Source organism: Streptomyces massasporeus, assembly GCF_014648995.1.
Classification (GTDB): Bacteria; Actinomycetota; Actinomycetes; order Streptomycetales; family Streptomycetaceae; genus Streptomyces; species Streptomyces massasporeus.
This window is the reverse complement of sequence record NZ_BMSE01000004.1, coordinates 323,977-337,445: the sequence shown is the minus strand read 5'-3', so window position 1 is coordinate 337,445 and position 13,469 is coordinate 323,977. Positions and strand designations below refer to the sequence as shown.

The following is a 13,469-nucleotide window of genomic DNA, read 5'->3' as shown; positions in this document are numbered from 1 at the left end:
CATCTCTCCGTCAGCCGCCGTACATGGCCGAAACCTTGACAAGTGACATGAACAGGCTGGAGATTGACGCGCGTAGAAGTCGGCGGACACTTGTTCACCGGGCCGGCCCCATCCGGTCCACCCGTCCCCTCCTTCTACGCGCGTCATCGCATCCGCCCCACAGGTAGCGACAGCCAGCCATTCCACACGTGTCCGCCCTCGTCCCGGCGCCCTGTCACGTCCCCGGAGGGAATCCCGTTGCCGAGCAAGTCGTCCGCGCGTCTCGCCGCGCTCACCGTCGCCGCCGCGTGTTCCGCGGCATCCACGATCGTCCTCACCACCCCCGCGCACGCGGAGTCGGTCCGCATCCACGACATCCAGGGCAGCACCCGGTTGTCCCCGTACGCCGGCCAGCAGGTGACGGACGTGGCCGGAATCGTCACCGGCATCCGGACCTACGGCTCCTCCCGCGGCTTCTGGATCCAGGACCCGAACCCGGACGCCGACCCGGCGACCAGCGAGGGCGTCTTCGTCTTCACCGGCTCGGCCCCGAAGGGGGTCGCCGTCGGTGACTCCGTCACGGTCGCCGGCACGGTCTCGGAGTACGTCCCCGGCGGCGCGACCTCCGGCAACCAGTCGCTGACGGAGATCACCAAGCCGACGACCACGGTCGTCTCCAGCGGCAACGCGCTCCCCGCCGCCACGGCGATCACCTCGCGCTCGGTCCCGGCCGCCTACGCACCGGCCGGCGACACCGCCGCGAACGGCTCGGTCAACGCGCTCCCGCTGAAGCCCTCGAAGTACGCCCTGGACTATTACGAGGCACGTGAGGGCATGTCCGTACGGGTCGCCGACACCCGCGTCGTCGGCGCCACCGACCCGTACACCGAGCTCTGGGTGACGGTGAAGCCGCACGAGAACCGCAACCGCCACGGCGGCACGGTCTACGGCTCCTACGACGACCAGAACTCGGGCCGCCTCCAGATCCAGTCCCTCGGCGCGACGGCGGAGTTCCCCAAGGCGAACGTGGGCGACACCCTCGCCGGCACCACCGCGGGCCCCCTGGACTACAACCAGTTCGGCGGCTACACCCTGGTCGCGAGCGAGCTCGGCACCCTGAAGAGCGCGGGCCTGGAGCGCGAGACGACCCGCAAACAGCGCTCCTCCGAACTCGCGGTCGCCACCTACAACGTCGAGAACCTCGACCCGACCGACGACACGTTCGCCGCCCACGCCTCGGCGATCGTGCACAACCTGAAGTCGCCCGACATCGTGTCCCTGGAGGAGATCCAGGACAACAACGGCGCGAAGAACGACGGCACGGTCGCCGCCGACCAGACGCTGACCAAGCTGATCGACGCGATCGTCGCGGCCGGCGGCCCGAAGTACGACTGGCGCTCGATCGACCCGGCGGACAACACCGACGGCGGCGAGCCGGGCGGCAACATCCGCCAGGCCTTCCTGTTCAACCCGGAGCGGGTTTCCTTCGCGGATCGCCCCGGAGGCGACGCCACCACGGCCACCGCCGTGACGAAGATCCGCGGCAAGGCGCACCTCACCCTCAGCCCCGGCCGCATCGCCCCCGCCGACGAGGCCTGGAAGAGCAGCCGCAAGCCGCTGGCCGGCGAGTTCGTCTTCCGCGGCCGCACGGTCTTCGTGATCGCCAACCACTTCAACTCCAAGGGCGGCGACCAGGGCCTGACCTCCCAGTACCAGCCGCCGTCCCGCAGCTCCGAGACGCAGCGCCACCAGCAGGCCACCCTGGTGAACGCCTTCGTCAAGGACATCCTCGACACCCAGAAGAACGCGGACGTCATCGCGCTGGGCGACATCAACGACTTCGAGTTCTCGAAGACCGCGCAGCTCCTCGAGGGCCGCGGCGAACTCTGGTCGGCGATCAAGTCGCTCCCCCACAGCGAGCGTTACTCGTACGTCTACCAGGGCAACAGCCAGGTCCTCGACCAGATCCTGATCAGCCCGTCGATCCGCCGCGACTGCGACTTCGAGTACGACAGCGTGCACGTCAACGCGGAGTTCAACGACCAGATCAGCGACCACGACCCGCAGGTCCTGCGCTTCCGCCCGTAACACCCTTCAGGGCCGGCCGGGAAGAACCCGGCCGGCCCACCCATGCTCACCCCGGCACCAGCCCCAGAGCGTGCTCGTACCGGCTGCCGACGCTCCCCTGCAAGCCCGGATACGCCCGCACCCGCTCCCACATCTCACTCGACGGCGCGGCCAGCGCCCGGTCATAGGCATCGGCACTGGCCCATTCCGCGTAGTTCAGTACGTGTCCGCCATCCGTACTCAGATGGAAGTGCGCGGACACCAGCCCCGCGTGCCCCTCCGGGTCGTCGTCCAGGGCCTTCACCACGAGATCGACCCACTCCTCCCGGCGCTCCTCAGCCTCGAAGTCGACCCGCACGGTGACGATCAGCCCCGGCACCCTCGCATCTCCCACGGCGCGCTCCCGGCTCCGGTATCGCCGGTACCGCCCGAGCCCGACCCGCTCGATGCCCGGTACGGCGGTGTCGATCTCGTCGACACGCTCCTGCCGGTGTGCCTTCACGAACGACTCGTAGGCGTGCTCGCCGGTCCACTGCGAGTAGTGCATCAGGGTGGACCCGTCGTGCCCCGCGTACACGTGATACCCCAGCAGATCCCTGGCGGGCCAGGGCCGCCGCCCCCAGGTACGCCCGATGGCCTCCACAGTCCGCCGCTGCCGCTCAGCGGTGCCCACCCGCCATGTACTGAAGAAGGGAGCACCGACGCGGGGGTCGGTGAGGTCGGGGTGCTGCTCGGTTCGACGGCTCATGAACACTCCAGTCGTAGCGCCGGTCGCGAACACACCCCACCTTTCAACCTCGACCAAGCTTGAGGTCAAGAGGGGGCGGTGCGACTCGGCGTCACAGCCGGGGCCGGGTTGGTCCGCAACCCGGCGGAACGGGGTGCCGCTGCGCCCCCGTGCCGCCCCTGCACGCATGCCCGCAGCTGGGGCGCGCCACGACGCTCCTGCACCCGCCGTCGTACGCAAGGGGTCGTGTCGGGGGGTGTCCGCCCGCAGCGGTTGGCGCGTCAACGGACAGTCAGTCGGTATGAAGGTCCATCGCGCCGTTCCGAGGACGGACACCCCCCGGCGCGGCCCCGACCCACCACCGGCGAGAAGGCGAAACGCACGCACACCCCCACCCACCGTCAGGCGAAACGCATGCGCACCCCCACTCGACCACTCGACGTCAGCGATGCCCGTGCGCATGCCTCCACCGCACCACCCCGACAGCCACCACGGCCCCGGCCGCCCCAGCCACCAGCACCGGCTTCGGATGCCGCATGCCGGCCTGGACAACGGTCCGCACCGGCCCGGGCCCCGCATGCGCCGCCCTGTCGTGCACGGTGTGCCCCGCCTGCGCGGCGCTGCTCCGCAACTGCACCGTCATCGCCCCGGCCTTGTCCCGCAGATCAGCCGCCCGCGCACGCGCACGCCCCTTCACGTCGGCCTTCCCCGCCAACTCCTCCACCGTGTTGCCCAGTTCACTACGGGTCCGCTCGATCTGCCGCCGCAGCTCATCGGGCCCCTTCGCCCCACCCGTCGCGTCCGTCATCGATGCGCCCTCTCCTTGATCTCCTCCACGTCCGCCCTGACACTCCCGAGAGCCTGCTCGGGCGTAGGCGGCGTGGCCCGCCGCAACTGCGCCCGCCCGGTCGCCGCCAGCACGGCCGCGATCACGAACAGCACCCCCGTCACGATCAGCGCCGCGGCCCACACCGGCAGCACCAGCGAGAGCGCAGCGACACCCGCGCCGGACAGAACGAGCAGCCCGGCGTACGCGACGGCACCCGCCGCCCCGAGCAGCCCACCGCCGCGCCCCGCACGCCGCCCCTTCTCGGCCAGCTCCTCCTTGGCGAGTGCCACTTCCTGCCGCATGAGCGTGGAGAGCTGCTCCGTGGCCTGCCCGACGAGCTCACCCACGGAGCGGCGCTCGTCGTGCACGGCCCGATGATCGATGGTCCCGGTCACGGTTCCGCCTCCTCCCGAAGTCAGGACCACCCGAGTACCCGAACGGCCCCGCAGCTACCCCAGCGGAGACGACTACACGCACCGTGGGCCGACCATGAAGCATCCCTTACCGATACCCGGTAGCAGAATTAAGTGGAGCTACACGAACATCGAGCCGAGACTACCCCCATGACCACACCGCCACCACCGCCGCCCACACCACTCCTCGGCCGCACCCTCTGCGCCATGATCACCCCCTTCACCCCGTCCGGAGCCCTGGACCTCGACGGCGCCCAGCACCTCGCCACCCACCTCGTGGTGAACGGCTGCGACGGCCTGGTCCTCTCCGGCACGACGGGCGAGTCCCCCACCACCACGGACGCCGAGAAGTCGGCCCTCGTGGCTGCCGTCAAGGAGGCGGTGGGCGACCGGGCGAAGGTCGTCGCCGGCATCGGCACCCCCGACACCCGGCACACCACAGAACTGGCCCGGGAGGCCGAGAAGGCGGGCGCGGACGGCCTGTTGGTGGTGTCGCCGTACTACAGCAGACCCCCGCAGGACGCGATCGAGGCCCACTTCCGAGAGATCGCGGACGCGTGCGAACTCCCGCTCATGCTCTACGACATCCCGGCCCGCACCGGCACCCGCATCGAACCGGAGACGATCCTCCGCCTCGCCGACCACCCCAGGATCGTCGCGGTCAAGGACTGCTCCCAGGACTTCCTGGGCGCCCAGAAGGTACTGGCCCGCACCGCCCTGGCGTACTACGCGGGCTGCGACGAACACAACCTCGCGCTGTACGCCGTGGGCGGCACGGGCTACGTCAGCACGGTCGCCAACGTGATCCCCACCCATCTGCGAGCGGTCCTGGACGCCTTCGACGCGGGCGACACGGCCCGGGCGGCCCGCCTCCAGCAGCAGGCGACCCCCCTCATCGAGGCGATCATGTCGGCGGGCCTGCCGGGCACCGTCACGGTCAAGGCCCTCCTCGACGAACTGACCCTCCCCGCGGGCCCCGTCCGCAGCCCCCTTCGGCCCGCCGACCGCAGAACGACCGACGAGCTACGGGCGCTCCGCGAAGACCTGGTCAGCAGATGATCACCGCTCCGCGAACACCGGCTCCCACCGCCCCTTGGTGTTGTCCTTGGGCGACCGGAAGTCGCTGAGCGGGATCGTCTTCTCACTGCCGATGGTCACCAGGACCAGCCGCTGGTGGAACTCGTTCCCGTCCCGGCCGATGTCCCAGGCGACGAGCGAGTGCCCGTCCGCCCAGGCGAGCAGCTGCTGCCCGCGCACCTCCCGCTGCTTCCCGGTGCGGGCGTCGAGGACGAAGGACGACGTCTTCCACTTCCGCCCCGCGAACTGACCGGCGACCAGTTGCCCGTCGGGCGACACCCCCGCGTCCACGGACCAGTCCCGGTATCGTTCCAGCGCGGGCGCGGACACTTCCCTGCCGGTGAAGTCGTAGAACTTCTCGCCGGGTTCGGTGGGCATTCCGGACCAGGCGAGACGGCCGTCGCGGGTGAACGCGAAGTCCTGGCGGGAGTTGAGGAAGGGGTCGGGGTTGTGCGCGCCCCCGCCGACCTCCACCCCGGCCCAGGAACTGCTCCCCGAGGCCACGTCGATGACGTGGAACCCGGTCCGGTCCGACTTCGTGAACGGGGCGTCCCAGCCCTCCGACCCCTCGATCTTCACCCGGCGGTCGGGGTTCTTGCTGTACGTCGTCGCGATGAGCTTCCTGCCGTCGGTGGAGAACTCCACCCCCGCCACCGGGCGGTCGACCGGGATCCACCGCTTGACCTGTCCGCTCGCCAGATCAAGCAGCCCGATGCGCGGCACGGGCAGGTTCCGCTCCAGTACGGCGGCGGTTTTCATCCCGGGGGCGACCGCGACGTACGACCACCGGTCGTCCTCGGCGTACTTCTTCGTGACGGGGTTGAGCAGCCGGTACGTACGCTCCGAGACGGCACGGTCGGCGGACTGCTCGACGGTCCTGCTGGTGTAGTACGCGGCGAGTGCCACCCGCCCGGCAGCGATGAGGTCCCGCGGCGGCGACTGGTCCGGGTGCGGGGTCACGCTGGTCTGCCGCACACCGCCCGAGGGGCGTACGTCCTGCTTGCCGGAGTCCAGCACCGGCACGGCCACGGCGACGGCGATCACGGCGACGGCCGTGGCCGCGACGGAAGCGATCCGCCTGGTGCGGCGGCGTCGGCGGACGGCCAGCACCCGGTCGGCGAAGCCGGGAGCCGCGGGCGACTGACCGTCGGCCTGGTCGCGCAGTGCGTCACGCACGAGTTCGTCGACGTTCACTGACGCACCTCCACGGGCGAGTAGTCACGGGAGGGCCGCTGTTCGTCGGCGGCCGGGCCGAGGACGGCCAGCTCGGGTGCGAGGGCGCGCAGCCGGGCGAGAGAACGGTGGGTGGCGGACCGTACGGTGCCGACGGAGCAGCCCAGGATGCGGGCCACCTCACCCTCCGGCAGGTCCTCGAAGTAGCGCAGCACGAGCACGGTGCGCTGCCGCGCGGTCAGCCGGGCCAGCGCGCCGCGCATCACCAGACGCAGCTCGGCGGCGCCGGAGGTGTCCGGGGCGGTGCCGGTCTCCGGCGGCTCGGCGACGCTCAGTTCACGCCTCGGCCACTTCAGCCGCCAGCGGCTGACCTGCTGGCGGTAGAGGACCTGCCGGACGTAGGCCTCGGGTTCGTCGATGCGGTCCCAGCGGCCTGCCGCCTTGATCAGCGCGTTCTGGAGCAGGTCCTCGCCCGCGTGCCGGTCGCCGCCGCTCAGCAGGACGGCGGTCTTCAGCAGCGCGGACGACCGGTTGGCCACGAACTCCCGGAAACTCTCCTGCGCTTCGGCATCCATCGTCACCTTCGCTCTCCCCCGGGGCGAACCCTTCGCTCACCCCCCGTACTTCCTGTGACGCGTGCGGGGGCGCCCCGCTATGCCACCTGCCGGAAACAAGAACGGGGACGGCCCGTGCCGCAGTCCCCTGCGGCACGGGCCGTCCCGTCTGCCTGCCTGATCTGCCCGCTCAGTTCCAGGCGTACCCGTCGCCGAACAGCAGCGTGTGCTCCAGCACGTCCTCCGCCGGGTCGTCGATCTGACCGACGTTGACGTTGATCAGACCCACCCGGTGGCCGTTGTGCGAGCCGGTGTTGGTCTCGTCGGCGTACGCGGCCCCCGCAGGGAGCCAGCACACCGCCAGCGCCGCGACCACCCCGGCCAGCCGGCGCGCCCCGGCCCGCCCCCGCTCGTTCCTCATGCCACGGTCCTCGTTTCGTCGGTTCGGCGTCTGATCGGACACTGCGTCCACCCGTTCATCTGCCAAAACCACCGCGAGGTCACGCCGGGTCATCCGTACGGGGAGGCCTGGAACCGTCAGTTGTGGCTGTGGAGGATCTCGTTCAGGCCGCCCCACACCGCGTTGTTCGGCCGGGCCTCGACCGTGCCAGTGACCGAGTTGCGGCGGAAGAGGATGTTGGAGGCTCCCGACAGCTCGCGGGCCTTGACGATCTGGCCGTCGGGCATGGTGACGCGGGTGCCGGCGGTGACGTAGAGGCCGGCCTCGACGACGCACTCGTCGCCGAGGGCGATGCCCACGCCCGCCTCGGCGCCGATCAGGCAGCGCTCGCCGATGGAGATGATGACGTTGCCGCCGCCGGAGAGGGTGCCCATCGTGGAGGCGCCGCCGCCGATGTCCGAGCCGTCGCCGATCACGACACCGGCGGAGATGCGGCCCTCGACCATCGAGGTACCGAGCGTGCCGGCGTTGAAGTTGACGAAGCCCTCGTGCATGACGGTGGTGCCCTCGGCGAGGTGGGCGCCGAGGCGGACCCGGTCGGCGTCGGCGATCCGGACGCCCTTGGGGGCCACGTAGTCCGTCATACGCGGGAACTTGTCGACGGAGGTCACCTGAAGGTGCAGGCCCTCGGCGCGGGCGTTGAGCCGCACCTTCTCGAGGTCGTCGACGGCGACCGGGCCGAGCGAGGTCCAGGCGACGTTGGCGAGGAAGCCGAAGATGCCGTCCAGGCTCTGCCCGTGCGGCTTGACCAGGCGGTGGGAGAGCAGGTGCAGGCGCAGGTAGGCGTCATGCGCGTCGATCGGCTTCTCGTCGAGCGAGGCGATGACCGTGCGGACCGCGACCACCTCGACGCCCCGGCGGGCGTCCGGGCCGATCGCCGCGGTCGCGCCACCGCCGAGCAGCTCCGCGGCACGCTCGGCGGACAGCCGCTCGGTGCCGGACGGGCCGGGCTGGTCGGCCAGCTCGGGCGCGGGGAACCAGGTGTCGAGAACGGTGCCGTCGGCGGCGATCGTGGCGAGGCCGGCGGCCACCGCGCCGGTGGTGCGAGGAGCAGTCGTGTCGGTCATGAGGGCAACCTAACCGGCGGACGCCGATGGATGCGAACCGGTGCGGGGGCGTCTCACGGGACGGGCGGTATCCACTCCTGCGAACAGCCCCTCAACAGCACGGACACCCACCCGGGGGCGCCTCGCTCACGGACGCCCCAGCCGGACTGGTCCCGCCTCGAAATGCCCCCAGCGGATGCCCCCCGCCATGCCCCCAGGGCACGACTCACTCACGAACGCCCGACCGCACGGGCCCCGCCCAGGTACGCCTCGCCCCCCGGGCGCCCCGCCCCAAGCCCGACCCGTGCCCGCCCCGCTCACGGACACCCCAACGGACTGACGCTCACCCCGAAGCACCCGGACGCACCCCGCCCTCAGCCGCCCGCCCCCGCAAGCACCCGCCCCAGCACCCCCCGCGCGTACCCCTCGTCATACGGAACTCCCGTCAGCAGCACCTGCAGACAGATGCCGTCGACGACCGCCACCAGCGCCCGCGCGGTCACCGGATCCGTGTGCCGGGACAGCAGCTCGGCGACGCCCTCGGCCCACTCGGCGGCGACGGGCCGCAGGGCGGGCCGGCGCAGCGCGGCGAGGTACAGCTCGTACTCCAGCTCCACCCCCGTCCGGTCGCCCGCGAGCCACTCCCCCATCCACGCGGCGAGTTCGGCGGCCAGATCGGTGCCCGGGTCCTCCAGGCCGCCGCGCGAGGAGACCACCTTGGCGAAGCCCTCGTTGGCCTGCCGCAGCGCGGCGACCAGCAGCTCGTCGAGGGTCTTGAAGTGGTACGTCGTCGAGCCGAGCGGCACATCGGCCTCGGCCGCCGCACTGCGGTGGCTCAGCCCGGCGATCCCCTTCGCTCCGACGACCCGGATCGCCGCGTCGATGATCCGCTGGCGCCGCTCGGGGTCGTGACGCCGGGCCATCAGTGGGCTCCGCCCAGGTTCAGCACCACGACCCCGACGATGATCAGCGCGATGCCGGCGGCCTTGGCGACGGTCATACCCTCGCCCATGAACGCGATCCCGATCGTGGCGATGGCGGCGGTGCCGACTCCGGCCCAGATGGCGTAGGCCGTGCCGACCGAGACGGTCTTCAGGGTCTGCGCGAGCAGCGCGAAGGAGACGACGTAGCCGAGGACCGTGAGCAGTGACGGTCCGAGCCTGCTGAAGCCGTCGCTGTACTTCATGGCGGTGGTCGCACCGACTTCGGCGGCTATGGCCCCGGCCAGCAGCAGATATCCCATATGTACGAGCGTACACAATACATGTACACCCGTACACAACGAGATTTGATATCGGAGAGAAACCGCTCTCACAAAACCGGTCCCAGGCGCCCCACGCGTCCACTACGGTGTCACCGATCACACACCGGGCCACCACAACTGCGCCGCCGTCAAGGGTGCCCCGCCGGAGGAACAGCGCATGTCAGAAAGCAAGTCCCGGCCGCCACAGGACCGGCCCTGGGAGAGCGGCTGGGCCCCGGACACCACCCGGGCACCGGGGACGCGACGGCTCTGGCTGGCGGGCACGCTGGCCCTCGCCACGATCACCGCGTGCGTCACGGCCATCACCGTGATGGACAGCGAGTCCAATGAGCCGGAATCCCGGGCGGCGGAGCCGACCACCCTGAGCAGTTCGGCACCGGGAGGCCTGATCTCCTTCGCGACCCCCTCCGAGGACGGCGCCGAGAAGCCCGGCGCGGACCGCGCCGAGCCGTCCCCCACCCCCAGCACCAGCGCTTCGAGCGCCTCCCCGAGTCCGAAGCCCGGGAAGAAGGCCCCGAAGCCGCCGAAGACGTCCCCCGCTCCCTCGAAGAAGCCGAAGCCCCCGTCCACGCACGGCATATCCATACGCTCGGTCAACTTCTCCGACCGCTACTGGCGGGTGCGCGACGGCTATGTGCGCCTCGACCAGATCGGAACGGGCCCCGAGCAGCGCGAGGACGCCACCTTCCAGCGCGTCGCCGGCCTCGCCGACTCCTCCTGCTACTCCTTCACCACCGCGGACGGCCGCTACCTCCGCCACCGCAGCTTCGTCCTGGTCGCCAACACGAACGACGGCTCGTCCCTCTTCCGCCAGGACGCCACCTTCTGTCCCCGCGTCTGGTCCCGGTCGGGAACGCTCACGCTGGAGTCGGTCAACTACCCGGGCCGCTTCCTGCGCCACCGCAACTTCCAGCTCCGCCTGGACCCCTTCGAGAACAGTCACCAGTTCTCCGCGGACGCCTCGTTCCAGATCGTGTCCGGGCTGGACTGAACATGCGTGAGGGCGGCACCCGGAATGGGTGCCGCCCTCACGTGCGTCGGTGGATCTCAGACGTTGAAGCCGAGAGCCCGCAGCTGCTCGCGTCCATCGTCCGTGATCTTGTCGGGGCCCCACGGGGGCATCCAGACCCAGTTGATCCGCAGCTCGCTCACGAGGCCGTCCGTGGCGGACTTCGCCTGGTCCTCGATGACGTCCGTCAGCGGGCAGGCCGCCGACGTCAGGGTCATGTCGAGCGTCGCGATGTTCGCGTCGTCGATGTGGATGCCGTAGATCAGGCCGAGGTTGACGACGTCGATGCCCAGCTCGGGGTCGACCACGTCGTACAGCGCCTCACGGACCTCTTCCTCCGAGGCCGGCTTCATCTCAACGGTCTCGCTCATGCCGTCGTCTCCTTCTCGGCGTCGGCTCCGCCCAGTACCTGGGCCGTCGCGTCCTTCCAGGCCATCCAGCTCAGCAGGGCGCACTTCACCCGGGCCGGGTACTTGGACACCCCGGCGAACGCGACCGCGTCCTCCAGGATCTCCTCCATCGCGTCGTCGGGTTCGAGCTTCCCCTTGGACTGCATCAGCTCCAGGAAGGTCTCCTGGATCTGCCGCGCGTCGGAGAGGTCCTTGCCGACGAGGAGGTCGTTCAGTACGGACGCGCTCGCCTGGCTGATCGAACAGCCCTGGCCCTCGTACGAGACGTCCTCGATCGTGGTGCCGTCGTACTTCACGCGCAGTGTGATCTCGTCACCGCACGTCGGGTTGACGTGGTGCACCTCGGCGTCGCCATCCCGCAAGCCCCGCCCGTGCGGGTTCTTGTAGTGGTCCAGGATGACTTCCTGGTACATGGAGTCCAGTTTCACCGTTCAGCACGCCCCTCAGCCGAAGAAGTTCCGTACGTGCTCCAAGCCGTCGACCAGTGCGTCGATCTCGGCCGGCGTGGAGTACAGATAGAACGACGCTCGCGTGGTCGCAGGAATTCCGTACCGCAGGCAGACCGGCCGTGCGCAGTGGTGGCCGACCCGGACGGCGATGCCCTGCTCGTCGAGCACCTGGCCCACGTCGTGCGGGTGGATGTCCCCGAGGGTGAAGCTGATCGCCGCGCCGCGGTCCTCCGCCGTGGTCGGGCCGATGATCCGCAGGTCGGGGACCTCCGCGAACCGCTTCACCGCGTACTCGGTGAGGGCGTGCTCGTGGGCGAGGATCTTGTCCATGCCGATCGAGTTGAGGTAGTCGATCGCCGCGCCGAGGCCGACCGCCTGGGCGATCGGGGGCGTGCCCGCCTCGAACTTGTGGGGCGCCGGGGCGTAGGTCGAGGAGTGCATCGACACCGTCTCGATCATCTCGCCGCCGCCGAGGAACGGAGGCAGGTCCTCCAGCAGCTCCTGGCGGCCCCAGAGGACACCGATGCCGGTCGGGCCGCACATCTTGTGGCCGGTGAAGGCGACGAAGTCGGCCTGCAGGGCCTGTACGTCCAGCGGCATGTGCGGCGCGGCCTGGGAGGCGTCGATGCACACCAGCGCACCGACCTCCTGGGCGCGGCGCACGATCGCCTCGACCGGGTTCTGCGTGCCGAGGATGTTGGAGACCAGCACGAAGGAGACGATCTTCGTCTTCTCCGTGATGACCTCGTCGATGTTCGACAGGTCGAGACGGCCGTCGTCGGTCAGGCCGAACCACTTCAGCTTCGCGCCCGTGCGCTGCGCGAGCAGCTGCCACGGCACGATGTTGGAGTGGTGCTCCATCTCCGTGATGACGATCTCGGTCTCGGAGTCCACGCGGTAGGGCTCGTCGGCCCAGCCCAGCATGTTCGCCACGAGGTTGAGCGACTCCGAGGCGTTCTTCGTGAAGATCACCTCGTCGCGGCTCGGCGCGTTGATGAACTCCGCGACCTTGTCGCGCGCGCCCTCGTACAGCGCCGTGGCCTCCTCGGCGAGCACATGCACACCGCGGTGGACGTTGGCGTTGTAGCGCTCGTAGTACTCGCTCAGGGCGTCCAGCACCTGGCGCGGCTTCTGGCTGGTCGCCGCGTTGTCCAGGTACACGAGCTTCCGGCCTTCGTGGACCTGACGGTCCAGGATGGGGAAGTCCTTGCGGATCGCCTCGGTGTCGAGGAGGCCCGGCAGCAATGTCACGCGGATGCGCCACCCTTCGTGTAAACCTCGTAGCCCTCGTTCTCCAGCTTGTCGGCGAGTTCGGCGCCGCCGGACTCGACGATGCGGCCGGCGGAGAACACGTGGACGAAGTCGGGCTTGATGTAGCGCAGGATGCGCGTGTAGTGCGTGATCAGCAGGGTGCCGACCTCGCCCGTCTCGCGGACGCGGTTCACGCCCTCCGACACCACGCGCAGGGCGTCGACGTCCAGGCCGGAGTCGGTCTCGTCGAGGACGGCGACCTTCGGCTTGAGCAGCTCCAGCTGGAGGATCTCGTGGCGCTTCTTCTCACCGCCGGAGAAGCCCTCGTTGACGTTGCGCTCGGCGAAGGACGGGTCGATGTTGAGGCGCTGCATGGCCTCCTTGACCTCCTTCACCCAGGTGCGCAGCTTGGGGGCCTCGCCGCGGACGGCGGTGGCGGAGGTGCGCAGGAAGTTCGACACGGAGACACCCGGAACCTCGACCGGGTACTGCATCGCGAGGAACAGGCCGGCGCGGGCGCGCTCGTCGACGGACATCTCCAGGACGTCCTCGCCGTCGAGGGTGACGGTGCCGCCGGTGATCGTGTACTTCGGGTGACCCGCGAGGGAGTAGGCGAGGGTCGACTTGCCGGAGCCGTTGGGGCCCATGATGGCGTGCGTCTCGCCCTGCTTCACGGTGAGGTCGACGCCCTTGAGGATCTCCTTCGTGGCGTTGTCGGCCTCGACGGTGACGTGCAGGTCTCGGATTTCAAGCGTTGCCAT

Annotated in this window: 16 protein-coding genes; 3 read left to right on the top strand and 13 right to left on the bottom strand. The window is 70.2% G+C overall.

The features are described 5' to 3' along the window. Positions 1–237 precede the first annotated feature (237 nt). Positions 238–2,067 (top strand): DUF8508 domain-containing protein, encoded by a 1,830-nt coding sequence (locus IE153_RS13095; protein ID WP_189589874.1) that lies wholly within the window; start codon positions 238–240, stop codon positions 2,065–2,067. A 46-nt stretch (positions 2,068–2,113) separates the two neighbouring features. On the opposite strand, the gene IE153_RS13090 is transcribed toward IE153_RS13095, so the two are convergent. From IE153_RS13090 to IE153_RS13080, 3 genes are all read right to left on the bottom strand, one after another. Then, positions 2,114–2,794: an antibiotic biosynthesis monooxygenase gene (locus IE153_RS13090; RefSeq protein ID WP_189589873.1), complete on the bottom strand. Its 681-nt coding sequence runs from the start codon at positions 2,792–2,794 to the stop codon at positions 2,114–2,116. A 421-nt stretch (positions 2,795–3,215) separates the two neighbouring features. Then, the gene (locus tag IE153_RS13085; protein WP_189589872.1) at positions 3,216–3,581 is read right to left on the bottom strand and encodes a DUF3618 domain-containing protein; all 366 of its coding nucleotides are present in this window, start codon (positions 3,579–3,581) and stop codon (positions 3,216–3,218) included. Further along, positions 3,578–3,997, bottom strand: coding sequence for a phage holin family protein (locus tag IE153_RS13080; protein WP_189589871.1), 420 nt, complete (start codon positions 3,995–3,997; stop codon positions 3,578–3,580). Before IE153_RS13080 ends, IE153_RS13085 begins: the two co-directional genes overlap by 4 nt. Before the next feature lie 168 nt (positions 3,998–4,165). Here IE153_RS13080 and dapA point away from each other — a divergent pair, with 168 nt between their 5' ends. Further along, a complete protein-coding gene (gene dapA, locus IE153_RS13075; protein ID WP_189589870.1) occupies positions 4,166–5,074 on the top strand; it encodes a 4-hydroxy-tetrahydrodipicolinate synthase in 909 nt (302 codons plus the stop codon). Here the strand turns inward: dapA and IE153_RS13070 are convergent, their stop codons facing one another. From IE153_RS13070 to IE153_RS13045, 6 genes are all read right to left on the bottom strand, one after another. After that, complete coding sequence (locus IE153_RS13070; RefSeq protein WP_189589869.1) at positions 5,075–6,286, bottom strand: WD40 repeat domain-containing protein; 1,212 nt, start codon at positions 6,284–6,286, stop codon at positions 5,075–5,077. It lies immediately after the preceding gene. Continuing rightward, positions 6,283–6,840: a SigE family RNA polymerase sigma factor gene (locus IE153_RS13065; protein WP_189589868.1), complete on the bottom strand. Its 558-nt coding sequence runs from the start codon at positions 6,838–6,840 to the stop codon at positions 6,283–6,285. Before IE153_RS13065 ends, IE153_RS13070 begins: the two co-directional genes overlap by 4 nt. Positions 6,841–7,009: 169 nt before the next feature. Beyond that, entirely contained in the window at positions 7,010–7,240 is a 231-nt protein-coding gene (locus IE153_RS13060) for a hypothetical protein (RefSeq protein ID WP_189589867.1), read from the bottom strand. Between the two features lie 116 nt (positions 7,241–7,356). Next, the gene (gene dapD, locus IE153_RS13055) at positions 7,357–8,346 is read right to left on the bottom strand and encodes a 2,3,4,5-tetrahydropyridine-2,6-dicarboxylate N-succinyltransferase (RefSeq protein WP_031105872.1); all 990 of its coding nucleotides are present in this window, start codon (positions 8,344–8,346) and stop codon (positions 7,357–7,359) included. Positions 8,347–8,699: 353 nt separating this feature from the next. Beyond that, positions 8,700–9,248 (bottom strand): TetR/AcrR family transcriptional regulator, encoded by a 549-nt coding sequence (locus IE153_RS13050; protein ID WP_189589866.1) that lies wholly within the window; start codon positions 9,246–9,248, stop codon positions 8,700–8,702. After that, positions 9,248–9,568, bottom strand: a complete 321-nt coding sequence (locus tag IE153_RS13045; RefSeq protein ID WP_031105875.1) for a DMT family transporter — start codon at positions 9,566–9,568, stop codon at positions 9,248–9,250. The genes IE153_RS13050 and IE153_RS13045 overlap by 1 nt, the downstream gene beginning before the upstream one ends. Positions 9,569–9,746: 178 nt before the next feature. Here IE153_RS13045 and IE153_RS13040 point away from each other — a divergent pair, with 178 nt between their 5' ends. After that, positions 9,747–10,580 (top strand): AbfB domain-containing protein, encoded by an 834-nt coding sequence (locus IE153_RS13040; protein WP_189589865.1) that lies wholly within the window; start codon positions 9,747–9,749, stop codon positions 10,578–10,580. A gap of 56 nt (positions 10,581–10,636) precedes the next feature. On the opposite strand, the gene IE153_RS13035 is transcribed toward IE153_RS13040, so the two are convergent. From IE153_RS13035 to sufC, 4 genes are read right to left on the bottom strand one after another with little or no spacing between them, the layout of a single operon-like run. Then, positions 10,637–10,969 carry a metal-sulfur cluster assembly factor gene (locus IE153_RS13035; protein WP_028809645.1) on the bottom strand — a complete coding sequence of 111 codons (333 nt, stop codon included), beginning with the start codon at positions 10,967–10,969 and terminating at the stop codon, positions 10,637–10,639. Beyond that, positions 10,966–11,436: a Fe-S cluster assembly sulfur transfer protein SufU gene (sufU, locus tag IE153_RS13030; protein ID WP_185009923.1), complete on the bottom strand. Its 471-nt coding sequence runs from the start codon at positions 11,434–11,436 to the stop codon at positions 10,966–10,968. Before sufU ends, IE153_RS13035 begins: the two co-directional genes overlap by 4 nt. 15 nt (positions 11,437–11,451) lie before the next feature. Further along, positions 11,452–12,708: a cysteine desulfurase gene (locus IE153_RS13025; RefSeq protein ID WP_189589864.1), complete on the bottom strand. Its 1,257-nt coding sequence runs from the start codon at positions 12,706–12,708 to the stop codon at positions 11,452–11,454. Continuing rightward, positions 12,705–13,469, bottom strand: coding sequence for a Fe-S cluster assembly ATPase SufC (gene sufC / locus IE153_RS13020; RefSeq protein WP_189589863.1), 765 nt, complete (start codon positions 13,467–13,469; stop codon positions 12,705–12,707). Before sufC ends, IE153_RS13025 begins: the two co-directional genes overlap by 4 nt.